This window comes from Pseudomonas guangdongensis (genome assembly GCF_900105885.1).
GTDB classification, from domain to species: Bacteria; Pseudomonadota; Gammaproteobacteria; order Pseudomonadales; family Pseudomonadaceae; genus Geopseudomonas; species Geopseudomonas guangdongensis.
The window spans coordinates 3,114,084-3,140,022 of the sequence record NZ_LT629780.1; the positions used below are offsets into that span (position 1 = coordinate 3,114,084).

Genomic DNA, 25,939 nt, shown 5'->3' on the forward strand with positions numbered 1-25,939 from the left:
GCGCCGGCCGGAGTCACGCGGGGGTGGTCAGGCGGACAGCTGGCGCTTATTCAGCACCTGGTCGATGAGGCCGTACTTGACGGCCTCATCGCCGCTCATGAAGTTGTCGCGGTCGGTATCGCGGGCGATCACGTCGATCGGCTGGCCGGTGTGGTCGGCCAGGATGCGATTGAGGCGCTCGCGGATGGTGAGTATCTCGCGGGCATGGATCTCGATGTCCGAGGCCTGCCCCTGGAAGCCGCCGAGCGGCTGGTGGATCATCATCCGCGAATGCGGCAGACAGTAGCGCTTGCCCGCGGCGCCGCCGGCCAGCAGCAGGGCGCCCATGCTGCAGGCCTGGCCGATGCAGATGGTCGACACGTCCGGCTTGATGAACTGCATGGTGTCGTAGATCGACATGCCGGCGGTCACCGAACCACCCGGCGAGTTGATGTACAGATGGATGTCCTTGTCGGGGTTTTCCGCCTCAAGGAACAGCAGCTGCGCAACCACCAGGTTGGCCATGTAGTCCTCGACCGGACCGACCAGGAAAATCACCCGCTCTTTGAGCAGGCGCGAATAGATGTCGTAGGCACGCTCGCCGCGCGCCGACTGCTCGACCACCATGGGCACCAGACCGCCGGCGGCCTGCACGTCGAACTGCGACTCAAAAGAATTGCGGAACATGTCCTGCGCTCACTCCCTAAATAGTCATGTCGTACAGACACATAAGCCAGCGCTGAGGCTGGCTTATGGGGGCTCTTACCAGTGCGGGAGACTTACTCGGCTTGCGGAGCTTGTGCCGGCTTGACCGCTTCTTCGTAGGAGACCTGCTTGTCGGTGACGTTGGCCTTCTGCAGGACAGTATCCACGACTTGCTCTTCCAGAACAACCGAACGCACTTCGTCCAGCTGCTGGGCGTTCTTGTAGTACCAGGCCACGACCTGCTCGGGCTCCTGGTAGGCCGCCGCCATCTCCTCGATCAGCGCACGCACGCGCTCTTCGTCGGCCTTGATCTCGAACTGCTTGACCACTTCGGCCACCAGCAGCCCCAGCTGCACACGACGCTTGGCCTGCTCTTCGAACAGCTCGGCCGGCAGCTGCTGCGGGTCGATGCTGCCACCGAACTGCTGGACAGCCTGCACGCGCAGACGGTTCACTTCGTTGCCGACCAAGGCCTTCGGCACTTCGACGCTGTTGGCGGCCAGCAGGCCATCCATCACCTGGCTCTTGACCTTGGACTTGATGGCCTGGCGCAGCTCGCGCTCCATGTTCTTGCGCACTTCGGCGCGGAAGCCTTCCAGACCGCCTTCCTTGACCCCGAACAGTGCGAAGAAGTCGTCGTTCAACTCCGGCAGCTGCGGAGCCGCAACGCTGTTGACGGTCACGGCGAACTCGGCAGCCTTGCCGGCCAGATCGAGGTTCTGATAGTCCTCGGGGAAGGTCACGCTGAGTACGCGCTCTTCGCCAGCCTTGGCGCCGACCAGACCTTCTTCGAAACCAGGGATCATGCGACCGGAACCCAGCACCAGCGGGGTGCCCTTGGCGCTACCACCGGCGAAGACTTCGCCATCGACGGTGCCGACGAAATCGATGTTCAGCTGATCGCCATTCTCGGCAGCACGCTCGACGACTTCGAAGCGGGTGTTCTGCTTGCGCAGGATGTCCAGCATGTTGTCGACATCGGCGCCGGTCACCTCGGCCTGCAGGCGCTCGACGGCAATCGACTCAAGACCAGTCACTTCGAACTCGGGGAAGACTTCGAAGGTAGCCACGTACTCCAGGGCCTGACCCTTTTCGAACGCCTTGGGCTCGACGGAGGGAGCGCCGGCCGGATTCAGCTTCTCCTGCACCACAGCCTCATAGAAGGAGGACTGGATCAGGTCGCCCAGTACTTCCTGACGAGCGGAATCTTCGTAGCGCTGGCGGATGATGTTCATCGGCACCTTGCCCGGACGGAAGCCTGGGATCTTGGCGCGACGAGCGGTCTGCTGAAGACGCTTGTTGACTTCGGTCTCGATACGCTCGGCAGGCACGCCAACGGTCATGCGACGCTCGATGGAGGAGGTGGTTTCAACAGAAACTTGCATGGATAATCCTCGTTGCACAGGCAAAGCCGGTCCTGCCGGCCCCATAAATAGGGGATGCATTCTAGTGGGAGAATAAAAAGAAGTCACCCTGCGACTCGACAGAAAAGCCGGGGCAATACAGGCAGATGCCCGAGCGGGCCAAGCGACAAAACCGACCGAAACGGCACATCATTGCGCAGCGATGCAACGAAATGCGCAACCTGTATATAAGGAAAAACCTGAGACCCCTGCGAGGGGAGAGATGGTGCGGACGAAGAGACTCGAACTCTTACACCTTGCGGCACTGGAACCTAAATCCAGCGTGTCTACCAATTCCACCACGTCCGCACGCGGGCAAAAACGAAAACGCCAGGCTATGCCTGGCGCTTCGGAATATGGGGTGGACGATGGGAATCGAACCCACGACACCAGGAGCCACAATCCTGTGCTCTACCAACTGAGCTACGCCCACCATATTGCATTGCTTGAGCCAAGCACCCCAATGGCGCACCCGGCAGGACTCGAACCTGCGACCATCCGCTTAGAAGGCGGATGCTCTATCCAGCTGAGCTACGGGCGCGTTTGTGGCGACAACCCCTTAGCCGGATCCGAAACCTGAGGCTTCGAGCTGGCTAACCTTCGAGCTTGCTGCTTGCTTTTGCATCCAGCTTTGCTCGCCAAGCGGGGCACATGTTATTCACACCCCACCCCCCCGTCAACCTTTTTTTGAAAAAATTCAAACACATATGTTCGCCCACGGGTTTTGCCCGGCTGCCGCCTTTGCCCGTCCGCCAGCGCGTGCGAGAATGGCCCACCTCTTTCCCACTGACATTCATGGTTCTCCCAGCGTCATGACCGCACAACTGATCGACGGCAAAGCCATTGCCTCCAGCCTGCGCCAGCAGATTGCCCAGCGCGTGACCGAGCGCCGCCAGCACAACCTGCGCATTCCCGGCCTGGCAGTCATTCTCGTGGGCAACGACCCGGCCTCCCAGGTGTACGTCGCCCACAAGCGCAAGGACTGCGAAGAGGTCGGCTTCATTTCCCGCGCCTACGATCTGGAGGCCGACACCACCCAGGAGCAACTGCTGGAGCTGATCGACAGCCTCAACCAGGACCCGGCCATCGACGGCATCCTGGTGCAGCTGCCGCTGCCGGCGCACCTGGATGCCTCGCAACTGCTGGAGCGTATCGCGCCTGACAAGGATGTGGACGGCTTCCACCCCTTCAACATCGGCCGCCTGGCCCAACGCATGCCGGTGCTGCAGCCCTGCACGCCGAAAGGCATCATGACCCTGCTGAAGAGCACCGGCGTCGACCTGCACGGCCTGCACGCGGTAGTGGTCGGCGCCTCCAACATCGTCGGCCGACCGATGGCCCTCGAACTGCTGCTGGCCGGCTGCACTACCACCGTGACCCATCGCTTCACCAAGGATCTGGCCAGCCATGTGCGCCAGGCCGACATCGTGGTGGTCGCCGTCGGCAAGCCGGGGCTGGTCAAGGGCGAGTGGATCAAGGAAGGCGCCATCGTCATCGACGTAGGCATCAACCGCCAGGCCGACGGCAAGCTGGTCGGCGACGTCGACTTCGACACCGCCGCAGCCCGTGCCGGCTGGATCACCCCGGTGCCCGGCGGAGTCGGCCCGATGACTCGCGCCTGCCTGCTGGAGAACACACTGTACGCCGCCGAGCAGTTGCACGACTGATCCACCCGTACAGACCCAAAGGAAGAACCCCGGCACGCCATGCATGCCGGGGTTCTTCCTTTTGGGGTGATCGCGACCGGCGGGCAACGCGTGCCCTCCCCTGTCTGTCCCGCCGCGATCACGTCCACCTCAGCGGCGGGCGCTCACAGCCACCGCACCGCTGCCGACGACGGTACGCGCCGTCAGAAAGCGTCGCCGGGCACGCGTACCCAGCCCTCCATCAACACCCGCGCGCTGCGGCTCATCACCGCCTTGGTGGCGGTCCACTCGCCGTCGACCTGCGCCGCGGCCGCACCGACGCGCAGGGTGCCGGACGGATGACCGAAGGTCACCGCCTCGCGCGCGCCGCCGCCGGCGGCCAGGTTGACCAGGGTGCCCGGCACCGCGGCCGCGGTGGCGATGGCCACCGAGGCGGTGCCCATCATCGCGTGGTGCAGCTTGCCCATCGACAGCGCGCGCACGCAGCAGTCGATGTCGCCGGCGGCCACGGTCTTGCCGCTGGACGACACGTACTCGGTGGCCGGCGCGACGAAGGCGATCTTCGGCGTGTGCTGGCGAGCGGCGGCCTCGGCGATATCCGCGATCAGGCCCATCTTCAGCGCACCGTAGGCGCGCATGGTCTCGAAGCGCGCCAGCGCCTCGGCGTCGGCGTTGAGGTCCTTCTGCAGCTCGGTGCCGGTGTAGCCGATGTCGGCGGCGTTGACGAAGATGGTCGGGATGCCGGAGTTGATCATCGTCGCCTTGAAGGTGCCGACGCCCGGCACTTCCAGGTCGTCGACCACGTTGCCGGTGGGGAACATCGAGCCCTCGCCGTCGGCCGGATCCATGAACTCGATGACCACCTCGGCGGCCGGGAAGGTCACCCCGTCCAGCTCGAAGTCGCCGGTTTCCTGCACCTCACCGTTGGTGATCGGCACATGGGCGATGATGGTCTTGCCGATGTTCTTCTGCCAGATGCGTACGGTGCAGATGCCGTTGTGCGGGATGCGCGCGGCATCGACCAGGCCGCCAGCGATGGCGAAGGCGCCGACCGCCGCGGTCAGGTTGCCGCAGTTGCCGGACCAGTCGACGAATGCCTTGTTGATCGCCACCTGACCGAACAGGTAGTCGACGTCGTGCTCCGGCTGCTCGCTCTTCGCCACGATCACCGTCTTGGAGGTGCTGGAGGTCGCACCGCCCATGCCGTCGATCTGCTGGCCGTAGGGATCGGGACTGCCGATCACCCGCATCAGCAGCGCATCGCGCGCCGCGCCGGGCACCTGGCAGCGCTCGGGCAGGTCCTGCAGGCGGAAGAACACGCCCTTGCTGGTGCCGCCACGGATGTAGGTGGCGGGAACCTTGATCTGGGGTACGTGAGCCATGGGAATCTTGTCCTCATGAAACCGCGCCGCCGGACGGCGGCACGGGAAAGAAAAGACGCGGCGCCGCCCGCCGCCGCGCAGGGCAGCGAGCGGCGGCCGGATCAGGCCTGGCCGAGGAAGTCCTTGGCGAAGCGCTGCAGCACACCGCCGGCCTGGTAGACGCTGACTTCGGCAGCGGTGTCGAGACGGCAGGTGACCGGCACACGGGTCTCTTCACCGTTCTTGTGGTGAATGACCAGGGTCAGGTCGCAGCGCGGCGACAGCGCGCCTTCGATGTCGTAGGTCTCGGTGCCGTCGAGGCCGAGGGTCAGGCGGGTGGTGCCCGGCTTGAACTCGACCGGCAGCACGCCCATGCCGACCAGGTTGGTGCGGTGGATGCGCTCGAAGCCTTCGGCGACGATCACTTCCACACCAGCCAGGCGCACGCCCTTGGCCGCCCAGTCACGCGAGCTGCCCTGGCCGTAGTCGGCGCCGGCGACGATGATCAGGTTCTGCTTGCGGTTCATGTAGGTTTCGATGGCTTCCCACATGCGCATCACCTGACCTTCCGGCTCGACGCGGGCCAGCGAACCCTTCTGCACCTTGCCGTCGACCACCGCCATTTCGTTGACCAGCTGCGGGTTGGCGAAGGTGGCGCGCTGGGCGGTCAGGTGGTCACCGCGGTGGGTGGCGTAGGAGTTGAAGTCCTCCTCCGGCAGGCCCATCTTGGCCAGGTACTCACCGGCGGCCGAATCCGGCAGGATGGCGTTGGACGGCGACAGGTGGTCGGTGGTGATGTTGTCCGGCAGGATCGCCAGCGGACGCATGCCCTTGAGGGTACGCTCGCCCGCCAGCGCGCCTTCCCAGTACGGCGGACGGCGGATGTAGGTGGACATCGGCCGCCAGTCGTACAGCGGCGACTTGGCTTCCTCGATGGTGCCGAGGTCGAACATCGGGATGTAGACCTGCTTGAACTGCTCCGGCTTCACCGAGGCGGCGACGATGGCGTCGATCTCCTCGTCGGACGGCCACAGGTCCTTGAGGGTGATCGGGTTGCCTTGACTGTCGGTGCCCAGCACGTCCTGCTCGATGTCGAAGCGCACGGTACCGGCGATGGCGTAGGCGACCACCAGCGGCGGCGAGGCGAGGAAGGCCTGCTTGGCATAGGGGTGGATGCGGCCGTCGAAGTTGCGGTTGCCGCTCAATACGGCGGTGGCGTACAGGTCGCGGTCGATGATTTCCTGCTGGATCTTCGGATCCAGCGCACCGGACATGCCGTTGCAGGTGGTGCAGGCGTAGGCGACGATGCCGAAGCCGAGCTTTTCCAGCTCGCTCAGCAGGCCGGCCTCTTCGAGGTACAGCTTGGCGACCTTGGAGCCCGGGGCGAAGGAGCTTTTCACCCACGGCTTGCGCACCAGGCCCAGCTCGTTGGCCTTCTTCGCCAGCAGACCGGCGGCCACCACGTTGCGCGGGTTGGAGGTGTTGGTGCAGCTGGTGATCGCGGCGATGATCACCGCGCCATCCGGCAGCAGGCCTTCGGCTTCTTCGGCCTTAGCGGCAGCCAGCTTGGCCTCGTCGGCGATGCCGCGCTCGTGCAGGGCGGAGGTCGGCAGGCGCTTGTGCGGGTTGCTCGGGCCGGCCATGTTGCGCACCACGCTGGACAGGTCGAACTCGAGCACGCGCTCGTACTCGGCGCCTTCCAGGGCGGAGGCCCACAGGCCGGTTTCCTTGGCGTACTGCTCGACCAGGGCGACCTGCTCCGGCTCGCGGCCGGTCAGCTTGAGGTAGTCGATGGTCTGCTGGTCGATGTAGAACATCGCCGCGGTGGCGCCGTATTCCGGGCACATGTTGGAGATGGTCGCGCGGTCGCCGATCGACAGGCTGTCGGCGCCCTCGCCGAAGAACTCGACGTAGGCGCCCACCACGCGCTCCTTGCGCAGAAACTCGGTGATGGCCAGTACGATGTCGGTGGCGGTGATGCCCGGCTGACGCTTGCCGACCAGCTTGACGCCGACGATGTCGGGCAGGCGCATCATCGACGGCAGGCCGAGCATCACGGTCTCGGCTTCCAGGCCGCCGACGCCGATGGCGATCACGCCCAGGGCGTCGACGTGCGGGGTGTGCGAATCGGTGCCGACGCAGGTGTCCGGGAAGGCCACGCGCTTGCCGTTCTCATCCGGGCGCGCCTGGATCACCGGCGACATCTTCTCCAGGTTGATCTGGTGCATGATGCCGTTGCCGGCCGGAATCACGTCGACGTTCTTGAAAGCGGTCTTGGTCCACTCGATGAAGTGGAAGCGGTCCTCGTTGCGGCGCTCCTCGACGGCACGGTTCTTCTCGAAGGCATCCGGATCGAAACCGGCGTACTCGACGGCCAGCGAGTGGTCGACGATCAGCTGGGTCGGCACCACCGGGTTGACCTTGGCCGGGTCGCCGCCCTGCTCGGCAATCGCATCGCGCAGGCCGGCCAGGTCGACCAGCGCGGTCTGACCGAGGATGTCGTGGCAGACCACGCGGGCCGGATACCACGGGAAGTCCAGGTCACGCTTGCGCTCGATGATCTGCTTCAGCGAGTCGGTCAGCATGGCCGGCTCGCAGCGGCGCACCAGCTGCTCGGCCAGCACGCGGGAGGTGTAGGGCAGCTTGTCGTAGGCGCCGGGCGCGATGGCCTCGACCGCCGCGCGGGTGTCGAAGTAGTCCAGGTCGGTGCCGGCCAGGGCTTTGCGATATTCAGTATTCATCGGGCAGGAACTCAATCGGGTGGCGATCGGTAGGGTCTTCGAGAAGCACGCAAGGGAGACCCCCTCGTAAGGGGCCTCCCTGCGCGGGATCAGCGTGCGGCGATCGGCGGAACCGGGCGCTGCTCCACGCCGATGTACTCGGCGCTCGGACGGATGATGCGGTTGTTGGAGCGCTGCTCGAACACGTGGGACGCCCAGCCGGTGACCCGCGAGCAGACGAAGATCGGGGTGAACAGCTTGGTCGGGATGCCCATGAAGTTGTAGGCGGACGCGTGGTAGAAGTCGGCGTTGGGGAACAGCTTCTTCTGCTCCCACATGACCTTGTCGATGGCTTCGGAGACCGGGAACAGCACGGTGTCACCGACTTCCTCGGCGAGCAGCTTGGACCAGCCCTTGATCACCTCGTTGCGCGGGTCGGAGACGCTGTAGATGGCGTGACCGAAGCCCATGATCTTGTCCTTGCGCGCCAGCATGGCCAGGGTGCCTTCGGTGGCCTCCTCGGGGGTGGCGAACTTCTCGATCATCTCCATCGCCGCCTCGTTGGCGCCGCCGTGCAGCGGGCCGCGCAGCGAGCCGATCGCGCCGGTGATGCAGGAGAACAGGTCGGACAGGGTCGAGGCGCAGACGCGGGCGGTGAAGGTCGAGGCGTTGAACTCGTGCTCCGCGTAGAGGATCAGCGACACGTTCATCACCTTGCGGTGCAGCTCGCTGGGTGCCTTGCCGTGCAGCAGGGTCAGGAAGTGGCTACCCAGGTCCGGCGCGTCGCTGGTGCAGTCGATGCGCACGCCTTCGTGGCTGAAGCGGTACCAGTAGCACATGATCGCCGGGAAGGCGGCCATCAGGCGGTTGGCCTTGTCGAGCTGCTGCTCGAAGCTTTCCTCGGGCTCCAGGTTGCCGAGCATCGAGCAGCCGGTACGCATCACGTCCATCGGGTGGGCACTGGCCGGAATGCGCTCGAGCACTTCCTTCAGCGCCTGGGGCAGATCGCGCTGGGTCTGCAGCTGGGTCAGGTAGCCGTCCAACTGGGCCTGGGTGGGCAGCTCGCCGTAGAACAGCAGGTAGGCGACTTCCTCGAACAGGCAGTCCTTGGCCAGCTCGCGGACATCGTAGCCGCGGTAGGTCAGGCCGGCGCCGGCCTTGCCGACGGTGGACAGGGCAGTCTGGCCAGCGATCTGGCCACGCAGACCAGCACCGGTGAGCACTTTACCTTCAGCCATCGCGTTATTCCTCTTCTTCTCTATTTATTGAAGTTGTTGGCGGATAGAGCAATTGGTTCCCTGGAGGAGCCTCACGGGGCTCCGGATCAGTCGCGCGGGATCAGCATTCGCGCGGCTGGATCTTTTCCTGCTTCTTCTGGGCGAACAGTTCGTCGAGCTTGTCCTCGTAGGCGTGGTAGCCGAGGTATTTGTACAAGTCGGCACGGGTCTGCATGATCTCGACCACGTTCTTCTGCGTGCCCTGCTCGCGGATCGCCTGGTAGACCTTCAGCGCCGCGGCGTTCATCGCGCGGTAGGCGCCGCAGCAGTACAGCACCATGTCGACGTCGACCGAGGCCAGCTCGTCGCAGGTGAACAGCGGGGTGTGGCCGAACTCGGTGATGTTGGCGAGGATCGGCACGTTCACCGCGGCGCGGAACTGCTTGTACATCGGCAGCTCGGTCATCGCCTCGGGGAAGATCATGTCGGCGCCGGCCTCGACGTAGGCGCAGGCGCGGTCGATGGCGGCCTGCAGGCCCTCGCCGGCCAGCGCATCGGTGCGCGCCATGATCACGAAGCTGTCGTCCTGACGGGCGTCGACGGCGGCCTTGATGCGGTCGACCATCTCCTCGGTGCTGACCACTTCCTTGCCCGGACGGTGGCCGCAGCGCTTGGTGCCGACCTGGTCCTCGATGTGCACGGCGGCCACGCCGACCTTCTCGAACGAGCGGATGGTGCGGGCGATGTTGAAGGCGCCGCCCCAGCCGGTGTCGATGTCGACCAGTACCGGCAGGGTGGTGGCGTCGGTCAGGCGGCGGGCATCGGTCAGCACGTCTTCCATGGTGCTGATGCCGAGGTCGGGAATGCCCAGCGAGTTGGCGGCCACGCCGCCCCCCGAGATGTACAGCGCCTGGAAGCCGGAGGCCTCGGCCATGCGGCCGGCATAGGCGGTGATGGCGCCGACGATCTGCAGCGGATGCTCGTTGGCGACCGCATCGCGGAACTTCTGGCCGGGAGTCTTCTTGGTCATGACTTACCTCGTTGCTTGGCGTTCTTGGGGGAGGCGTCCTGGAGGTGACGCTCGACGTTGCGCTTGGATGCGGCGATATGCCGACGCATCAGCAGTTCGGCCAGCTCGCCATCCCGCTCGGCGATCGCATCGAGAATCCGATGGTGCTCGGCGAAAGCCTGGTGCGGCCGGTTGGGCGTGGCGGAGAACTGGATGCGGTACATGCGCACTAGCTGGTACAGCTCGTTGCACAGCAGATTGCTGAGGGTGCGGTTGCCGCTGCCCTGGATGATCCGGTAATGGAAGTCGAAGTCGCCTTCCTGCTGGTAATAGCCGATGCCGGCGCGGAAGGCCTCGTCGCGCTGGTGGGTTTCCAGCACCCGGCGCAGCTCGTCGATCTCCTCGCGGGATATGCGCTCGGCGGCCAGCCGGCAGGCCATGCCCTCCAGCGACTCGCGGATCTCGTACAGCTCGATCAGCTCGGCCTGGCTCAGCGACACCACCCGCGCACCGGCATGGGGCACCCGCACCAGCAGCCGCTGGCCTTCCAGGCGACGGATCGCCTCGCGCAGCGGGCCGCGACTGATACCGTAGGCACGCGCCAGTTCCGGCTCGGAGATCTTGCTGCCCGGGGCGATCTCGCCACGCACGATGGCCGATTGCATGCAGCGGAACACATGATCCGACAGGGTTCCCGATTCGCTTTCGCCAAGCGGCAGTTCGGCCAGGGCTTCGCTCATGATTGTCGACACATTCGCAGAATTGGATGACCAGAAGCTAAGCCGCACCCCAGCGAATGTCAAACCTCATTAGACGATTGTCGACAATCGTCGATGACTGCCAGCTCCGTCACAGCACCCGCGCCCGACCGCCCGCAGCCCCCGCGCCGGCTGTCGCTGCCACCCGAGGCCCATGCTAGAATGCCGGCCTCCGAGCGGCAGACGGACGGCGCCGAACCGGCGCAGCGTCCGCCAGCCCGCCCTCCCCGTTCACGTGTCAAGCTCAGGATCCATGAGACTCCAGTCCTTCGCCCTGCTACTCAGCCTGCTGCTGCCGCCCTGCGCGGCCGCCCTGGCCGCCGAGAAAACCGTCTACGGCCTCAACGAAAGAGTCTTCCTGGCGGAACTTGGCAGCCTGGTCGCGGCCAAACTGGACACCGGCGCCAAGACCGCCTCGCTCAGCGCGCACAACATCAAGCGCTTCAAACGCAACGGCGAGACCTGGGTACGCTTCACGCCGGGTTTCGGCGACCAGGAGGCCGCGCCGATCGAGAAGCCCCTGGCCCGCATCAGCAAGATCAAGCGTCGCGCCGGCGACTTCGACCCGGACGAAGGCAAGACCTACACGGCGCGCCCGGTGATCGAACTGGACGTGTGCATGGGTCGCATCCGACGCACCATCGAAGTCAACCTGACCGACCGCAGCGCCTTCGAGTATCCCCTGCTGATCGGCTCCGACGCGCTCACCCGCTTCGGCGCCCTGGTCGACCCGAGTCTCAAATACGCCGCTGGCAAGCCCAGCTGCACCCACGTTGCACACGCTGACGAGTAATCCCAATGCGCTCTCTCAACCTGCACCTTAAAGTCCTTATCGCCATATTGGTGAGCCTGGGCGTGGCGATCACCGCCTACCAGATCTTCGTGCTCGGCATTCCGGTCACCGAGGCGGAAACGGACAACGTCTGGAACATCGACGCCAAGGTCGAGTTCCAGGCCAGCCCGCGCAATCCGGTCAAAGTGCAGATGTACATCCCGCCGCTGGAGCAGGACTTCGTCAGCCTCAACGAGAGCTTCATCTCCAACAATTACGGCGTCAGCGTCAACAACGTCGACGGCAACCGCCGGGTTACCTGGTCGGCGCGGCGCGCCAGCGGCAAGCAGACCCTGTACTACCGGATGGTCCTGACCCAGCGCTACAGCACGGAAAAACCCGTGGAAAAGGGGGCGATCTACCGCGAAAGCCTGCCGATCGCCGGCCCCGAGCAGATCGCCGCCGAAGCCCTGCTGGCGCCCATCCGCCAGCACTCGGCCGACGTCGAGACCTTCATCAGCGAGACCATCAAGCGCGTCAACAACCTCAATGACGACAACGTCAAGCTGCTGCTGGCCGGCGACAGCTCGGTGGCCAACCGCGCCCGGGTGATCGACCTGCTGTTGTCCATCGCCCACGTACCGCTGGAGCGCGTCCACACCATTCGCCTGATCGAGAACCAGGCCCAGAGCCCGGAGCTGTGGCTGCGCAGCTTCAACGGCCAGAACTGGCTGTACTTCAACCCCGACAACGGCCAGCAGGGCCTGCCGCGCGACCGTCTGGTCTGGTGGCTGGGCGACGGCGAGCTGGTTAGCGTCGACGGCGGCAAGCAGGCCCAGGTCAGCTTCACCCTCAACACCAGCGAGCTGAATGCCATTCGCCTGGCCAAGCAGTCCGACGCCTCGGCCGATTCGGGCTTCCTCGAATACTCGCTGTACGGCCTGCCGTTGCAGACCCAGCAGACCTACCAGATCATGATCATGATCCCGATCGGCGTGCTGGTGATCCTGATCCTGCGCAACCTCGGCGGCCTGCAGACCCTCGGCACCTTCACCCCGGTGCTGATCGCCCTGGCCTTCCGCGAGACCCAGCTGGGCTTCGGCATCGTGCTGTTCACCATCATCACCGCGCTGGGCCTGTCGCTGCGCTCCTACCTGGAGCACCTCAAGCTGCAGATGCTGCCACGCCTGTCGGTGGTGCTGACCTTCGTGGTGGTGCTGATCGCGGTAATCAGCCTGTTCAGCCACAAGCTCGGCCTGGAGCGCGGCCTGTCGGTGGCGCTGTTCCCGATGGTGATCCTGACCATGACCATCGAGCGCCTGTCGATCACCTGGGAAGAGCGCGGCGGTGGCCATGCCTTCAAGGTCGCGGTCGGCACCCTGGTCGCCGCCACCCTGGCGCACCTGCTGATGAGCATCCCGGAGCTGACCTACTTCATCTTCACCTTCCCGGCGGTGCTGCTGATCCTGGTGGGCTTCATGCTGGCGATGGGTCGCTACCGCGGCTACCGCCTGACCGAACTGTTCCGTTTCAAAGCCTTCCTCAAGGACTGACGCCATGTTCGGCCTGATCAAAACCTGGAAGGCCCTGAGTGCCAAAGGCATCATGGGCATCAACCGGCGCAACGCGGACTACGTGCTGAAGTACAACAAGCGGCACCTGTATCCGGTGGTGGACGACAAGATCCTCACCAAGGAGCGCGCCATCGCCGCCGGCATCCACGTGCCGGAGATGTACGGGATCATCTCCACCGAGAAGGAGATCGAGAACCTCGACAAGATCATCGGCGAGCACAACGATTTCGTCATCAAGCCGGCGCAGGGCGCCGGCGGCGACGGCATCCTGGTGATCGCCGACCGCTTCGAGGGGCGCTTCAAGACCGTCTCGGGCAAGATCGTCAGCCGCGACGAGATCGAGCAGCAGCTGTCCAGCATCCTCTCCGGCCTGTACTCGCTGGGCGGCGGTCGCGACCGCGCGCTGATCGAGTACCGGGTGACCCCGGACCCGATCTTCAAGAGCATCAGCTACGAGGGCGTGCCGGACATCCGCATCATCGTGCTGATGGGCTACCCGGTGATGGCCATGCTGCGCCTGCCGACCCGCCAGTCCAACGGCAAGGCCAACCTGCACCAGGGCGCCATCGGCGTCGGCGTCGACCTGGCTACCGGCGTCACCCTGCGCGGCACCTGGCTGAACAACAAGATCACCAAGCACCCGGACACCGGTAACGCGGTGGACGGCGTGCAGCTGCCCAACTGGGACGGCTTCATGAAACTGGCCGCCGGCTGCTACGAGCTGTGCGGTCTGGGCTACATCGGCGTGGACATGGTGCTGGACGTGGACAAGGGCCCCTTGATCCTCGAACTCAACGCCCGTCCCGGCCTGAACATCCAGATCGCCAACGACTGCGGGCTGACCCATCGCGCCCACGCCGTCGAGGCGCGCCTGGAGGAACTCAAGGCACAGGGCATCGAGGAAAGCCCGGAGGAGCGCGTGCGCTTCTCGCAGAGCCTGTTCGGCCACATCAAGCCGGTCGAGCTTTAACCGCCGCGGGCGCCTGCAACGGGCGCCCGCCGCTTGAACCCCTGCGGTAGAATTCCGGCTTGCGCCAATCCGAGCCACGCCATGTCCGTCTGTACCCTGCATCCCCTGCCCTATCACGCCGATCCGCGCCCGCGCTTCGCGCGGATTCAGGCGGCGCCCGGCGCCTGCCTGCTCGACGGCGGCCGTCCGCATGCCGAGCGCGGCCGCTTCGAACTGTTCAGCGCCTGGCCCGAGCAGACCCTCGCGCCCCGGCCCGACGAGGACGGCCGCGCCTTCCTCGCCCGCTGCCGCGCGGCGCTGGCCGAACTCGGCCGTGCCGACGCGCCGGCGGGCGTCGAACTGCCGTTCACCGGCGGCCTGCTCGGCTACCTGGCCTACGACTTCGGCCGCCGGCTGGAACGCCTGCCGGCGCAGGCCGCGGACGACCTGGCGCTGCCCGACGCGCGTCTCGGCCTGTACGCCTGGGCGCTGGTCACCGACCACCGGCGGCAAACCTCGCAACTGGTGTTCCATCCGCGCCTGCCGGCCGAACGGCGCGCGGCGCTGATCGCCCTGTTCGAGGCCGGGGCAGACGCCCCGCCGGCAGACGACTTCCGCCTGCTGGCGCCCTTCGCCGCCGATCTCGACGCCGGCCAGTACCGCGCCGCCATCGAACGCATCCAGGACTACATCCGCGCCGGCGACTGCTACCAAGTCAACTTCGCCCAGCGCTTCCAGGCGCCCTGCCGGGGCCAGCCGTGGGGCGCCTACGCCCGGCTGCGCGAGGCCTGCCCGACGCCCTTCGCCGGCTACCTGGCGCTGGAGGACGGCGCCATCCTCAGCCTGTCGCCGGAGCGTTTCATCAGCGTGCAGGCCGGTCAGGTGGAAACCCGGCCGATCAAGGGCACCCGCCCGCGCGGCGCCGACGCCGCCGAGGATCGCGCACTGGCCGACGACCTGCTGGCCAGCGCCAAGGACCGCGCCGAGAACCTGATGATCGTCGACCTGCTGCGCAACGACATCGGGCGCAGCTGCCGCACCGGCTCGGTACGGGTACCGGAACTCTTCGCCCTGGAAAGCTATCCCAACGTTCACCATCTGGTGAGCAGCGTGACCGGCGAACTGGCCGAGGGCCTCGACGCCTTCGACCTGCTGGCCGGCAGCTTCCCCGGCGGCTCGATCACCGGCGCGCCGAAGATCCGCGCCATGCAGATCATCGACGAGCTGGAGCCGACCCGCCGCGCGATCTACTGCGGCTCGCTGCTGTACATCGACTGCCGCGGCGAGATGGACAGCTCGATCTGCATACGTACCGTGCTGGTCCGGGGCGGCCGCGCCAGCTGCTGGGGTGGCGGCGGCATCGTGCTGGACTCGGTCTGGCAGGCCGAATACGCCGAGTCGCAGACCAAGGTGCGGGTGCTGCTGCAGACCCTGGAAACCACCCTCGACCGATAGCGCGCCCAGCGAAAGGCGATCTGGCCGACACACCCTATCGCTCGCCCCGCCTACACTGCGCAGCGCTCCCGCTGTGCTGCCTAGAAGGATCCCCATGCCCAGTCTCAACCGCATCATCCTGATCAACACCCACCTCGCGGGCGTGGTCGAGCTGGTGGTCGACGACCACACCAACATCTGCGGCACCAACGCCTCCGGCAAGACCACCCTGCAGCGCCTGGTGCCGGTGTTCTACGGCGAATACCCAAGCCGCGTGGTGCCGGCCACCCGCGACAGCTTCGAGCGCTGGTACCTGCCCACCGAGCAGAGCTTCATCGTCTACGAGTACCGGCGCATGGACGAGGCGCTGTGCCAGGTGGTGCTGGCCGCCGCCAGCGACGGTAAGGGCGTCGCCTACCGCCTGGTGCAGAAGGGCTTCGAGCTGGACGACTACATCAGGAGCCGCCAGGGCGATGCCATCGTCTGCCTGAACATGGCCGAGCTGGGCCGCCAGTTCAAGCAGGCCGGCGTGGCGGTCACCACCCTGCTCAACACCCGCCAGTTCCGCGCCATCATCCAGCACGACCGCAGCCTGCTGGCCGCCGACGGCGAGCGCGCCCAGCTGCGCGCCTGGGCGCGGCAGTTCTCGCTGTGCGAGCCCGAGCACTCGCTGCGCCACATCGAGAAGCTGGCCCGCGCCGTGCATTCGCGCGAGGGCAAGATGGAGACCATCAAGTCGATGGTCGCCGCGATCCTCGAAGAGGACGGGGTCAGCCCGCCGGCCACCCACCTCAACCTGCAGCGGGTCGAGGACTGGATCCGCGACAGCCGGCTGATCCAGGGCTTCAACGCGATCCGCCCGGAATTCCACAAGCTCGAACGCGAACACCAGGACCTGCAGGCCCACGAGGCGCGCCTGGCCGGCCTGCTGCTCGGCTACCGGGCCGACGAGCCGCGGCTGTTCCAGCGCCAGGAGGAAACCGCCGCCGCCATCGAGCAGAGCGGCTTCCAGCTCAAGCAGCTGGAGGCGCGCTGGACCGAGCAGCGCGACGGCCTCAACCAGGAGCTGTCGGCCGCCCGCGGCGATCTGGCGCGCATCGACGGCGAACTGGAGCAGATCGAGCAGCAGTACCAGAGCTACCTGGACGCCGACATCGAGCAGCTCAAGGCCGACCTCGACCAGCTCGGCGCCTGGCAGGATGAGCAGGCCAACCTGCAGGCCCGCCACCGCCTGCTCACCGAGGCGCACCAGGACATCGAGCGCGCCTGGCTGGAGCGCAACCAGGCGATCAAGGACCAGCGCGAAGCGGCGCTGGAGCAGCTGCGCGCCGAGGAGGACGCTCTGCGTGAGGAGCGCGATGCCCGCAAGGCGCAGCAGGACGAGGCGCTGCAGGCCCTCGACAGGGTCTTCGCCGAACGCCGCCAGCAAGGCAGCGACGAGTTTGCCGCGCGCGACCACGCACTGAAGCTGCAGCGCGGCCTGATCGAGCAGCGGGCCGACAGCCTCGGCTACAGCGAGGAGGAAAACCTCGCCCTGGCGATCCTCGACCGCCGCCTGGAGGAAGCCGACGAGAAGGTCGAGGCCGGCGAGGCGCGCGTGCGCCAGCTCGACAGCCAGGAACGCCAGCTGCGCGCCGCCCGCGAGGACGCGCACGGCGCCTTCACCCTCGCCGGCCGGCGCCTGGCCGAGCGCCAGGAGCAGCTCGACGCCATCGAGCGCATCCTCTACCCCGGCCAGCGCACCCTGCTGGAGTTCCTGCGCCGCGAGCAGCCGGGCTGGGAAGCACGCCTGGGCAAGGTCATCCACCCCGGCCTGCTGGACCGCGACGACCTCAAGCCGCAGCTGCTGGACGGCGCGACGGACAGCCTGTTCGGCGTACAGCTCGACCTCGCCGCGCTCGACACTCCCGACTACGCCGCCAGCGAAACCGAGCTGCGCCAGCGCCTGCAACTGGCCAGGGACGCCCTGGACGATGCGCAGAACCAGCAGCAACAGGCCGAGGCGCGGCTGATCGAGGCCAGCGCCGCACTCGACGAACTGCAGCGCCAGCAGGTGGTGGCGCGCAGCGACGCCCAGCAGCGCCGCGACGACCGCCAGCGTCTCAAGGACGAACGCCGCGCCCGCAAGGAACAGCTCGACGCCGCGGTCGCCGAACGGCGCAGCCAGGCGCGCCGGCAGCTGGTCGAGGTCGACCACGCCCTGCAACTGCTGGCCGCAGAGCGCGAGCACTGGCACGGCGACCTCAAGACCCGCCACGGCGAGGAGCGCCTGGAAGCCAGCGCGCACTGGCAGCAGGTGCTGGGCAGCCTCGATGCGCAGCTCGCCCAACTGCGCGGCCAGGCCGAGGCGCGGCGCGCCAGCGCCAAGGCCGAGCTGGCCGAGTGCGAGCGCTGGTACCGCGCCGAACTCAAGGAGCGCGGCATGGACGAGGACGCCATCGTCGCCCTCAAACAACAGATCCGCAGCCTCGCCGAACGCATCGCCCGCACCGAGCAGCGCCGCAGCGAGGTGCTGCGCTACGACGACTGGTACCGGCACAGCTGGCTGCAGCGCAAGCCGCGCCTGCTCGGCGAACTGGGCGAGTGCCGCAGCCGCGCCGAGCGCCTGGAGCAGCAGCTCAGGAGCGCCAGTGAAGAACACAAGGCCGAACGCAGCCAGCTGGAAGCCACCCGCCAGCAAGCCCTGCAGCTCAAGGGCCAGCTCGACGAGGCGCTGGCCCGGCTCAAGGTGCTGCTGCGCCGTCTCGGCGAGCTGAAGCTGCCCCGCGAGGGCAGCCTCGCCGAGGGCGAGCTGGACGAGCGCCTGCGCCTGGGCGAGGAGCTGCTGCAGGCCCGCGAGCAGCAGCTCGCCGCGATCAAGGCCCATGTCGAGCGCTTCGACAACCTGATCGCAGCGCAGAGCGGCTCCAGCCTGGCCGAGACCTGGGCGCGCAGCCGCGAGGAATGCACCCGCGACAACGAGCGCGGCATCCCGGTCCTCGACCACCGCCGGCTGGTGCCGCACCTGGAGCAGTTGCTCAACGTGCTGGTGCCGCAGAGCCTCACCGCCCTGCGCGAGCAGGGGCGGATCTTCGGCCTGGAACTCAACGCCTACTACGAGGTGCTCGCCGACATCGACCGCAAGATCGGCACGCAGAGCGCGCGGATCACCCGCGAGGTCAGCGAGGAGCTGTTCCTCGACGGCGTCTCCGAGTCGGCGGTGCGCATCCGCTCGCGGATCGGCGAACTGGAGTTCTGGCCGGAACTGAAAGCCTTCATCAAGGCCTTCCAGAGCTGGCGCGACCAGGGTTTTGCCGAGCTGCCCGGCGAGGACTACACCGCCAGCATGCGCCGCGCCCTGGAGATCATCGGTCGCTCGGCGCTCGGCGGCGGCATCGCCGGCCTGCTGGAGATCGAGCTGCGCCTGCGCGAGGGCAACAGCGACCTGGTGATCCGCACCGACCGCCAGCTCAACGAGTCGTCCAGCCACGGCATGGCCTATCTGATCCTCTGCAAGTTCCTGCTCGCCTTCACCCGCCTGCTGCGCGGTGCGGCGCCGGCGGTGATCCACTGGCCGATCGATGAGCTGGGCACCCTGCACCACAACAACGTGAAGAAGATCTTCGACGCCTGCACCAGCAACGGCATCCGCATCCTCGGCGCCTTCCCCAACCCGGACTCCGAGGTGCTGGCGCTGTTCGCCAACCGCTACATCGTCAACAAGCAGACCCGCCAGCTGCAGGTGGTCCGGCCGCGCCCGGACCCGATCGCCGAGAAGCTCAAGGGCCTGAAAACCGGAGAGGTGGCGTAAATGCTCTCGACCAAGGGACAAGTCATCGAACGCCTGCTGCAGGGCGAGTTCGTCTGCCGCACCAGCGCCGAGGACGCCTGGCGCTTCCTCAAGACCCCGGCCAACCGCGAGCAGGTCGACGACTACCTGGCCACGCTCAACCGCAAGGTGGCGGTGGTCGGCGGGCAGAGCGAGGGCGAGGTGTTCTTCTGCGCCTACCGCCAGCTCGGCGAGGACGAGCGCAAGGTGCTCGGCCAGCAGTTCCGCGACGTCTGTGCCGCGCTGACCCCGCTGATCGAGTGGCTGGTGCTGGTGCAGGAGGCCGGCGCCCAGGACGCGCCGCTCACCGAGGGCAGCGCGCTGCGCCTCAACGAGCTGCAAAGCATCGTCGAGGACACCCCGGCGTTCCGCGAGCAGCTGGCGCGGATCAGCCACTACCGGCTGTTCGGCTCCACCAGCGCCAGCGTCGACGGGCAGATCAAGCAGGTGTTCAAGCGTCTCTGCGAGCTGGGCTACTTGCTGCGCCCCAACCCTGACAAGCAGATCTACCTGGGCACCGGCAAGCTCGACCACCTCTACGAGGTGATCCGCTTCATCGACGAGAGCGAGAGCCTCGACCTGGAAAGCCGCGCCGCCAGCGCCAGCCAGGGCAGCCTGCTATGAGCGGCAACCTGCATCAGGCCGGGGTGCGCTTCCTGCGCCAGCTGGGCAGCCATGCCGAGGCGATCATGGACGCCTACCTGGCCGGCGCCGTCGCCGAGCAGGCGCTGGAACCGGGTGTCCAGGAGCGCCTGGTCAGGCAGGGCATCCTCTACCGCCCCGAGCCCGGCGCCGACCTGCACCTGCGCCGCGCGGTGCGCGCCCTGCTGGAGGAGGCGCTCAAGGACGACCGCAACCGGCAGATCGACGCCAACACCGGCTCGACCCTGGCGACCTTCAAGACCCTCGCCGCCCACTACAAGGAAGCCCGCCACCAGGGCGACTACGCCGCCGCCGACGCCTACCTGGCCGACCTGCGCGAGCACGTCTACGCCTTCGGCGAAAGCCTGGGCCACGCCATCCGCGTGCTGTGGAGCCGGATCAACAACGAGTTCGGCTACGTCGGCAGCCTGGCCGCGAAGATCCGCGAGAACGAGCTGGCGCAGACCCAGGTCAGCGAGCTGCTCGCCGGCCTGGAGCTGATCAGCTTCGCCGAGCTGGCGGAGGCCTGCGGCGAACTGCGCGAGCTGCGCCGCCTGCTGGTCACCAGCCTGCAGCGCACGGTCAGCGCCTGCTCCCAGGAGCTGAGCATCGTTCAGGGCCGTCTGCTCGAACTGCTCGGCCGCTTCCGCCAGATCCGCGGGCGCACCCGCCTGCTCAAGGGCTGGCTGCTGCACATCGAGCAGCAGCCGGACTACCGGGTCGGCAACCACGCCAGCCAGCTGCAGGTGCCGGCGCTGTTCAACCAAGCACCGGCGCTGCTCGCCCCGGCGGCCATCGACGTCCACGACCCGCTGCAGGAAGATGCGCTGCTCGCCGTGCTGGCCCAGGTGCGCAGCCTGCAGCCGGTCGCACGCCTGGCCCCGGCGCCGGGCGAGGCCGGCGAGCTGCTGCTCGGCGCGGTGGAAGACTTCGAGATCGCCGCCAACCCGCTGCGCGAGGCGGTCTCGGCGTACTTCTGCCAGGTCATCGAGTCCGGCGAGCCGCTCTCGGCGCTGGAGTGGCGGACGCGGCAGGAGCTGCCCTGGGACGCGGAAAGCTGGCTGTACCAGGTGATCGGCGGCTACGAGGGACTGCCGGAGGAGCACAAGCAGCACTTCGAGCTGGACGCCCTCGGTGAGCCGGACCCGGTGTACTCGGGCAACTTCATCGTCCGCGACGTGCGCCTGTGGCTGGCCTGACCAGGCTCGGCGCACGCCACTGGCAGGCGATCCACGACCTGCTGCGCAGCCGCGAGCGCAGCGTGCAACTCGGCCCGCTGTGGCGACAGATCCACATGCAACTGGAAGTCGGTGAGCCGCGCGGCAGGCGCCTGCACTTCAGCGAGGCGATGCTGCGCAGCCTGCGCCAGGCCGCCGAGCAGGCCAGCGGCGTCGACCTGCTGGTCGCCGCGCCCGCCGGCACACGCCGGGAAACCGCCAGCCTGGGCTTCGTCGACGACAAGGTCGCGCCCCAGCGCCCCGACCACGGCTTCGTGCTGGTCAAGGGCGCCCTGCCCGCGCCGCTGCCGGCGCTCGCGCCCGAGCTGAGCCTGCGCGTGCCGCTGGCCAGCCTGGAGCTCGCCGCCATCGAGCAGGTGCTGGTGATCGAGAACCTCGATAGCTTCGACGACTGGCAGCACTTCGACGCCCCGGCCGAGCTGGCCGGCTGCCTGGTGCTGTACCGCGGCCACGGCGGCCTGGCCCGCGGCGCGCGGCGCCTGCTCGCCGCACTGCCGACCGACACGCCGGTCACCGCCTTCCCCGACTACGATCCGGCCGGGCTGGCCATCGCCGCAGCGCTGGGCGCCAGCCAGTTGCTGCTGCCGGAGCTGGACGAGCGCCTGCTGACCAAGGGCTGCCAGACACACTTCCTTCGCCAGTTCAGACAGGCCACTCATCTGGACGGCATCGAGCTGGGCGGCTGGCAGCCTGTCTGGGACGAGATGAAACAGCAGGCGCGCAGCATCAAGCAGCAGCACATGCTGGCGCTCGGCGCATGCCTGCGTCTGCTGCCGCGCTGATCTGCCCCCGCCAGAAACAACGAGGCCCGCATCATGGCGGGCCTCGTCTTCATCGCCGTCCTGCGCTTACAGGCTCAGCTCGCGCACCGACGCCTTGAGGAACTCCTGCTTGAGGTCCTCGTAGGTGTGCACCGCCGGGAACTGCGGGAACTCGGCGATCACGTTGTCCGGGGCATGGAACAGGATGCCGGCGTGGGCCTCGCTGAGCATGGTGGTGTCGTTGTACGAGTCGCCGGCGGCGATCACCCGGTAGTACAGGCTCTTCAGGGCGATCACCGACTGGCGCTTGGGATCCTTCTGGCGCAGCTGGTAGTCGACCACGCGGTCGGTCTCGTCGGTGATCAGCTTGTGGCACAGCAGGGTCGGGAAACCGAGCTGGCGCATCAAGGGCTGGGAGAACTCGTAGAAGGTGTCGGAGAGGATCACCACCTGGAAGCGCTCGCGCAGCCAGTCGACGAACTCCACCGCGCCGTCCAGCGGCTTGAGGGTGGCGATCACTTCCTGGATGTCACGCAGCTTCAGGCCGTGCTCGTCGAGGATGCGCAGGCGCTGCTTCATCAGCACGTCGTAGTCGGGAATGTCGCGGGTGGTGGCCTTGAGCGCGTCGATTCCGGTTTTTTCGGCAAAGGCGATCCAGATTTCCGGGACCAGTACACCTTCGAGATCAAGGCAGGCGATTTCCACGGGGCACTCCTCGGTGAGACGGACAGAAAGAAAGGCGGCACTCTAGCGAGTTGTCCGATCCAGCGCAACGGCGCCTTATATCCATTTAAAAGCTGCACACGGCTATTTGGTTATTTATACGCATAAATAGCGAGCTGCTACCATGCCGCCAGCCTTCCCCCTATTAGAAGAAGCGGAATAGCCCGATGAGCCAGACCTTCGATGTTGCCGCCCTGGCGGCCGCCTACGCCGACAAGTCCCCCCAGGAGGTGCTCAAGCTCGCCTTCGAGCACTTCGGCGACGACCTGTGGATCTCCTTCAGCGGCGCCGAGGATGTGGTGCTGGTGGACATGGCCTGGAAGCTGAACAAGAACGTCCGGGTGTTCAGCCTCGACACCGGCCGCCTGCACGCGCAGACCTACCGCTTCATCGAGCAGGTGCGCGAGCACTACGGCATCCAGATCGAGGTGCTGTCGCCGGATTCGCGCCTGCTCGAACCGCTGGTGCGCGAGAAGGGCCTGTTCAGCTTCTACAAGGATGGCCACGGCGAGTGCTGCGGCATCCGCAAGATCGAGCCGCTCAAGCGCAAGCTGGCCAGCGTCAGCGCCTGGGCCACCGGCCAGCGCCGCGACCAGAGCCCCGGCACCCGCAGCCAGGTGGCAGTGCTGGAGCTGGACGGCGCCTTCTCCGCGCCCGACAAGCCGCTGTACAAGTTCAACCCGCTGGCCAACATGAGCAGCGAGGAAGTCTGGGGCTACATCCGCATGCTGGAGATCCCCTACAACCCGCTGCACGAGCAGGGCTACATCAGCATCGGCTGCGAGCCCTGTACCCGCCCGGTGCTGCCCAACCAGCACGAGCGCGAGGGCCGCTGGTGGTGGGAGGAAGCCACCCACAAGGAGTGCGGCCTGCACGCCGGCAACCTGATCGCGCGCAACTGAGGCCAGCGCCAAGCAAAAGGCCCGACGCAAGCGTCGGGCCTTTTGCGTTTCAGGGCGCGGCTCAGTAGGTCGGCAGCTGCACGTCGGCGAACAGCTCGTCCAGCTCGGCCTTGTTGCGGCACTGCACCGCGTCGAGCACCCGCTCGCGGCTCAGGTGCGGGGCGAAGCGCTCGATGAAGTCGAGCATGAAGCCGCGCAGGAAGGTGCCGCGGCGGAAGCCGATCTTGGTCACGCTCGGCTCGAACAGCTCGCTGGCGTCGAGCACCACCAGATCCTTGTCCTGCTCCGGGTCGACCGCCATGCGCGCGACGATGCCGACGCCCAGGCCGAGGCGCACGTAGGTCTTGATCACGTCGGCATCGGCGGCGGTGAACACCACCTTGGGCTCCAGGCCGCGATGGCTGAAGGCTTCGTCGAGCTTGGAGCGGCCGGTGAAGCCGAACACGTAGGTGACGATGGGGAATTCGGCCAGCGCCTCCAGGGTCAGCTTGGGCAGACGCGCCAGCGGATGACCCTGGGGCACGATCACGCAGCGGTTCCAGCGGTAGCAGGGCATCATCACCAGGTCGCCGTAGCGCTCCAGCGCCTCGGTGGCGATGGCGAAGTCGACGGTGCCGTCGGCGGCCATCTCGGCGATCTGCGTCGGCGTGCCCTGGTGCATGTGCAGGGCCACATCCGGGTACTGCTGGATGAACGCACTGATCACCTCGGGCAGCGCATAGCGCGCCTGGGTGTGGGTGGTGGCGATCGACAGGGTGCCCTTCTTCTCGTTGGAGAACTCCTGGGCGATCTGCTTGATGCTCTCGACCTTGCGCAGGATTTCCCCGGCAGTCTCGATGATCCGCTCGCCGGCCGGCGTCACCCGGGTCAGGTGCTTGCCGCTGCGGGCGAACACCTCGACCCCCAGCTCGTCTTCCAGCAGGCGGATCTGCTTGCTGATCCCCGGCTGCGAGGTGTACAGGCTCTGCGCCGTGGCGGAGACGTTGAGGTCGTGGTGGGCCACTTCCCAGATGTAACGCAGTTGCTGAAGTTTCATGGAAAACCCTCGAAACGGAAGAATCCGGAGCGCTGCCGCCCGACGCCACTTATAACCACGAGGCGCACAATAAGAGTGATCTTAGACGAAAAATCAACATCTGTATGCCCGCCGCTATCCGCTCCGCCGCGCGCTTCAGCCCTGCGCGCGCGCCTGCAGGAAAGATAGCGCCTGATACAGCATGCGCACGCGCGGCATCTCGACGCCCAGCGCCGCGGCGGCCGCCAGCGGCGCGGCATAGACGGCCTGCAGTTCGGCCGGCCGGCGCTGGGCGAAATCGTGGTACATGCTCGGCAGGTAGTCGGGCATGCGGTCGGTGTAGGCCAGCAGCTTGTGCGGGTAGTTCGCCGGCAAGGGCGCCCCGGCCGCCTCGGCGGCGGCCACCACCTCCTCCATCAGGGCCAGCAGCAAGGCGCGGCTGTCGGCCTGCGCCATCAGTAGCCGCGTCGAGGCGCCGAGCAGCGCGGACAGGCCGTTGTAGGGCACGTTCCACACCAGCTTCTGCCAGCGCGCCTGGGCCAGATCGGCGATCGGCGCGGACTCGATACCCGCCTCGCGCAGCCAGGCGACCCCCTGCTCCAGCAGCGCCAGGCGCTGCGCCTCGTCCGCCGGGCCGCTGTGATAGCCGAGGTTACAGACGCCCTGGGACTGATGCACCACCACCCCCGGCGCTTCGCGATGCGCGCAGATGAAACACAGCCCGCCCAGCAGGTGCAGCGAGTCCGGCAACAGCGGCCGCAGCGCCTCTTCGACGCCCAGGCCGTTCTGCAGCAGCACCACCTTGGCATCCGCGGCCGCCGCCTGCACGATCAGCGGCGCCAGTTCGGCATTGGCCGTGCTCTTGGCACCGACCAGCAGCCAGTCGCAGGCCGGCATCGCCGCCGCCTCGCACCAGGCGTTGACCTGCGGCAGGTGCAGCTCGCCCAGCTGGGCGTGGCGCACGCGCAGCCCCTCGCGGGCCACCGCGGCGTATTCGCTGCGCAGCAGGAAGTGCACCTCGAAGCCGGCGCGCGCCAGCATCAGACCGTAATACCCTCCGATGGCACCGGTGCCGATGATGCCGATGCGCGGACGTGGACTTGCGCTCATGGACTGCTCTCCAACGCGGAAAAGGACGAAGCGCGCACTATCCTGCGCCGGACGCCGGGCAGGCAAGCGGCGATGCCGGGATTCGTCCGTCGCGCACGGGCGGCGCGCCCGCAGCAGCCCGGCGCCGCGGCCGGCAAACCCGAAAGTCTTTATTGTGAAGCGCCTGCCGGACAGGTTAAGGTTCGGACACCCCGTTGACCTATCCTGCTGCGT

The 25,939-nt window shown here is 67.1% G+C and carries 20 protein-coding genes and 3 tRNA genes; 10 read left to right on the plus strand and 13 right to left on the minus strand.

Going from position 1 to position 25,939, the window contains the following annotated elements; genetic code table 11:
- Positions 1 to 27: 27 nt before the first annotated feature.
- From clpP to BLU22_RS14520, 5 genes are all read right to left on the minus strand, one after another.
- Positions 28 to 666, minus strand: coding sequence for an ATP-dependent Clp endopeptidase proteolytic subunit ClpP (gene clpP, locus BLU22_RS14500; RefSeq protein WP_090215948.1), 639 nt, complete (start codon positions 664 to 666; stop codon positions 28 to 30).
- A 92-nt stretch (positions 667 to 758) separates the two neighbouring features.
- Entirely contained in the window at positions 759 to 2,069 is a 1,311-nt protein-coding gene (gene tig / locus BLU22_RS14505; RefSeq protein WP_090215950.1) for a trigger factor, read from the minus strand.
- A 242-nt stretch (positions 2,070 to 2,311) separates the two neighbouring features.
- Positions 2,312 to 2,396 (minus strand) — tRNA-Leu (locus BLU22_RS14510).
- A gap of 48 nt (positions 2,397 to 2,444) precedes the next feature.
- Positions 2,445 to 2,520: transfer RNA gene (locus BLU22_RS14515), tRNA-His, on the minus strand.
- A gap of 31 nt (positions 2,521 to 2,551) precedes the next feature.
- Positions 2,552 to 2,628, minus strand: a tRNA-Arg gene (locus BLU22_RS14520).
- Between the two features lie 271 nt (positions 2,629 to 2,899).
- On the opposite strand from BLU22_RS14520, the gene folD reads away from it, so the two are divergent.
- Positions 2,900 to 3,754, plus strand: a complete 855-nt coding sequence (gene folD, locus BLU22_RS14525) for a bifunctional methylenetetrahydrofolate dehydrogenase/methenyltetrahydrofolate cyclohydrolase FolD (protein WP_090215952.1) — start codon at positions 2,900 to 2,902, stop codon at positions 3,752 to 3,754.
- A 182-nt stretch (positions 3,755 to 3,936) separates the two neighbouring features.
- Here the strand turns inward: folD and prpF are convergent, their stop codons facing one another.
- From prpF to BLU22_RS14550, 5 genes are all read right to left on the minus strand, one after another.
- Positions 3,937 to 5,115, minus strand: coding sequence for a 2-methylaconitate cis-trans isomerase PrpF (gene prpF / locus BLU22_RS14530; RefSeq protein ID WP_090215955.1), 1,179 nt, complete (start codon positions 5,113 to 5,115; stop codon positions 3,937 to 3,939).
- 101 nt (positions 5,116 to 5,216) lie between these two features.
- Positions 5,217 to 7,835, minus strand: a complete 2,619-nt coding sequence (gene acnD, locus BLU22_RS14535; RefSeq protein ID WP_090215958.1) for a Fe/S-dependent 2-methylisocitrate dehydratase AcnD — start codon at positions 7,833 to 7,835, stop codon at positions 5,217 to 5,219.
- Between the two features lie 89 nt (positions 7,836 to 7,924).
- Positions 7,925 to 9,052, minus strand: a complete 1,128-nt coding sequence (gene prpC / locus BLU22_RS14540) for a bifunctional 2-methylcitrate synthase/citrate synthase (RefSeq protein WP_090215960.1) — start codon at positions 9,050 to 9,052, stop codon at positions 7,925 to 7,927.
- Between the two features lie 100 nt (positions 9,053 to 9,152).
- A complete protein-coding gene (gene prpB / locus BLU22_RS14545) occupies positions 9,153 to 10,061 on the minus strand; it encodes a methylisocitrate lyase (RefSeq protein ID WP_090215962.1) in 909 nt (302 codons plus the stop codon).
- Positions 10,058 to 10,780 (minus strand): GntR family transcriptional regulator, encoded by a 723-nt coding sequence (locus tag BLU22_RS14550; protein ID WP_090215965.1) that lies wholly within the window; start codon positions 10,778 to 10,780, stop codon positions 10,058 to 10,060. The genes prpB and BLU22_RS14550 overlap by 4 nt, the downstream gene beginning before the upstream one ends.
- Positions 10,781 to 11,051: 271 nt before the next feature.
- Here BLU22_RS14550 and rloA point away from each other — a divergent pair, with 271 nt between their 5' ends.
- The 8 genes from rloA to BLU22_RS14590 all read left to right on the plus strand — a co-directional run bounded on the left by rloA (position 11,052) and on the right by BLU22_RS14590 (position 21,997).
- Positions 11,052 to 11,591, plus strand: a complete 540-nt coding sequence (gene rloA / locus BLU22_RS14555; RefSeq protein WP_090215968.1) for a retropepsin-like aspartic peptidase RloA — start codon at positions 11,052 to 11,054, stop codon at positions 11,589 to 11,591.
- A 5-nt stretch (positions 11,592 to 11,596) separates the two neighbouring features.
- Positions 11,597 to 13,123, plus strand: a complete 1,527-nt coding sequence (gene rloB / locus BLU22_RS14560) for an osmotic stress tolerance membrane protein RloB (RefSeq protein ID WP_090215970.1) — start codon at positions 11,597 to 11,599, stop codon at positions 13,121 to 13,123.
- A gap of 4 nt (positions 13,124 to 13,127) precedes the next feature.
- A complete protein-coding gene (locus BLU22_RS14565; protein ID WP_090215973.1) occupies positions 13,128 to 14,114 on the plus strand; it encodes an alpha-L-glutamate ligase-like protein in 987 nt (328 codons plus the stop codon).
- Positions 14,115 to 14,195: 81 nt separating this feature from the next.
- Positions 14,196 to 15,548, plus strand: a complete 1,353-nt coding sequence (gene pabB / locus BLU22_RS14570) for an aminodeoxychorismate synthase component I (RefSeq protein ID WP_090215975.1) — start codon at positions 14,196 to 14,198, stop codon at positions 15,546 to 15,548.
- A 94-nt stretch (positions 15,549 to 15,642) separates the two neighbouring features.
- Positions 15,643 to 19,317 carry an ATP-binding protein gene (locus BLU22_RS14575; RefSeq protein WP_090215978.1) on the plus strand — a complete coding sequence of 1,225 codons (3,675 nt, stop codon included), beginning with the start codon at positions 15,643 to 15,645 and terminating at the stop codon, positions 19,315 to 19,317.
- Complete coding sequence (locus tag BLU22_RS14580; protein WP_090215980.1) at positions 19,318 to 19,959, plus strand: hypothetical protein; 642 nt, start codon at positions 19,318 to 19,320, stop codon at positions 19,957 to 19,959.
- Positions 19,956 to 21,176 carry a phosphoenolpyruvate carboxylase gene (locus BLU22_RS14585; protein ID WP_090215983.1) on the plus strand — a complete coding sequence of 407 codons (1,221 nt, stop codon included), beginning with the start codon at positions 19,956 to 19,958 and terminating at the stop codon, positions 21,174 to 21,176. The genes BLU22_RS14580 and BLU22_RS14585 overlap by 4 nt, the downstream gene beginning before the upstream one ends.
- Positions 21,164 to 21,997 (plus strand): DUF7281 domain-containing protein, encoded by an 834-nt coding sequence (locus BLU22_RS14590; RefSeq protein WP_173867184.1) that lies wholly within the window; start codon positions 21,164 to 21,166, stop codon positions 21,995 to 21,997. Before BLU22_RS14585 ends, BLU22_RS14590 begins: the two co-directional genes overlap by 13 nt.
- 66 nt (positions 21,998 to 22,063) lie before the next feature.
- On the opposite strand, the gene thrH is transcribed toward BLU22_RS14590, so the two are convergent.
- Positions 22,064 to 22,681 (minus strand): bifunctional phosphoserine phosphatase/homoserine phosphotransferase ThrH, encoded by a 618-nt coding sequence (gene thrH / locus BLU22_RS14595; RefSeq protein ID WP_090215986.1) that lies wholly within the window; start codon positions 22,679 to 22,681, stop codon positions 22,064 to 22,066.
- A 185-nt stretch (positions 22,682 to 22,866) separates the two neighbouring features.
- On the opposite strand from thrH, the gene BLU22_RS14600 reads away from it, so the two are divergent.
- Positions 22,867 to 23,601 carry a phosphoadenylyl-sulfate reductase gene (locus tag BLU22_RS14600; protein WP_090215989.1) on the plus strand — a complete coding sequence of 245 codons (735 nt, stop codon included), beginning with the start codon at positions 22,867 to 22,869 and terminating at the stop codon, positions 23,599 to 23,601.
- 61 nt (positions 23,602 to 23,662) lie between these two features.
- On the opposite strand, the gene cysB is transcribed toward BLU22_RS14600, so the two are convergent.
- Both cysB and BLU22_RS14610 read right to left on the minus strand, forming a co-directional pair.
- Positions 23,663 to 24,637 carry an HTH-type transcriptional regulator CysB gene (gene cysB / locus BLU22_RS14605; RefSeq protein ID WP_090215992.1) on the minus strand — a complete coding sequence of 325 codons (975 nt, stop codon included), beginning with the start codon at positions 24,635 to 24,637 and terminating at the stop codon, positions 23,663 to 23,665.
- A gap of 135 nt (positions 24,638 to 24,772) precedes the next feature.
- A complete protein-coding gene (locus BLU22_RS14610; RefSeq protein ID WP_090215994.1) occupies positions 24,773 to 25,726 on the minus strand; it encodes a putative 2-dehydropantoate 2-reductase in 954 nt (317 codons plus the stop codon).
- Positions 25,727 to 25,939: the final 213 nt, after the last annotated feature.

What these genes read in the sequence shown, in the direction of transcription:
- tig (WP_090215950.1), bottom strand. Translation starts at nt 2,069, where the DNA reads ATGCAAGTTTCTGTTGAAACCACCTCCTCCATCGAGCGTCGCATGACC.
- BLU22_RS14610 (WP_090215994.1), bottom strand. Translation starts at nt 25,726, where the DNA reads ATGAGCGCAAGTCCACGTCCGCGCATCGGCATCATCGGCACCGGTGCC.
- BLU22_RS14565 (WP_090215973.1), top strand. Translation starts at nt 13,128, where the DNA reads ATGTTCGGCCTGATCAAAACCTGGAAGGCCCTGAGTGCCAAAGGCATC.
- clpP (WP_090215948.1), bottom strand. Translation starts at nt 666, where the DNA reads ATGTTCCGCAATTCTTTTGAGTCGCAGTTCGACGTGCAGGCCGCCGGC.
- acnD (WP_090215958.1), bottom strand. Translation starts at nt 7,835, where the DNA reads ATGAATACTGAATATCGCAAAGCCCTGGCCGGCACCGACCTGGACTAC.
- pabB (WP_090215975.1), top strand. Translation starts at nt 14,196, where the DNA reads ATGTCCGTCTGTACCCTGCATCCCCTGCCCTATCACGCCGATCCGCGC.
- BLU22_RS14580 (WP_090215980.1), top strand. Translation starts at nt 19,318, where the DNA reads ATGCTCTCGACCAAGGGACAAGTCATCGAACGCCTGCTGCAGGGCGAG.
- prpB (WP_090215962.1), bottom strand. Translation starts at nt 10,061, where the DNA reads ATGACCAAGAAGACTCCCGGCCAGAAGTTCCGCGATGCGGTCGCCAAC.
- BLU22_RS14600 (WP_090215989.1), top strand. Translation starts at nt 22,867, where the DNA reads ATGAGCCAGACCTTCGATGTTGCCGCCCTGGCGGCCGCCTACGCCGAC.
- prpC (WP_090215960.1), bottom strand. Translation starts at nt 9,052, where the DNA reads ATGGCTGAAGGTAAAGTGCTCACCGGTGCTGGTCTGCGTGGCCAGATC.
- prpF (WP_090215955.1), bottom strand. Translation starts at nt 5,115, where the DNA reads ATGGCTCACGTACCCCAGATCAAGGTTCCCGCCACCTACATCCGTGGC.
- cysB (WP_090215992.1), bottom strand. Translation starts at nt 24,637, where the DNA reads ATGAAACTTCAGCAACTGCGTTACATCTGGGAAGTGGCCCACCACGAC.
- rloB (WP_090215970.1), top strand. Translation starts at nt 11,597, where the DNA reads ATGCGCTCTCTCAACCTGCACCTTAAAGTCCTTATCGCCATATTGGTG.
- BLU22_RS14585 (WP_090215983.1), top strand. Translation starts at nt 19,956, where the DNA reads ATGAGCGGCAACCTGCATCAGGCCGGGGTGCGCTTCCTGCGCCAGCTG.
- BLU22_RS14550 (WP_090215965.1), bottom strand. Translation starts at nt 10,780, where the DNA reads ATGAGCGAAGCCCTGGCCGAACTGCCGCTTGGCGAAAGCGAATCGGGA.
- folD (WP_090215952.1), top strand. Translation starts at nt 2,900, where the DNA reads ATGACCGCACAACTGATCGACGGCAAAGCCATTGCCTCCAGCCTGCGC.
- rloA (WP_090215968.1), top strand. Translation starts at nt 11,052, where the DNA reads ATGAGACTCCAGTCCTTCGCCCTGCTACTCAGCCTGCTGCTGCCGCCC.
- BLU22_RS14575 (WP_090215978.1), top strand. Translation starts at nt 15,643, where the DNA reads ATGCCCAGTCTCAACCGCATCATCCTGATCAACACCCACCTCGCGGGC.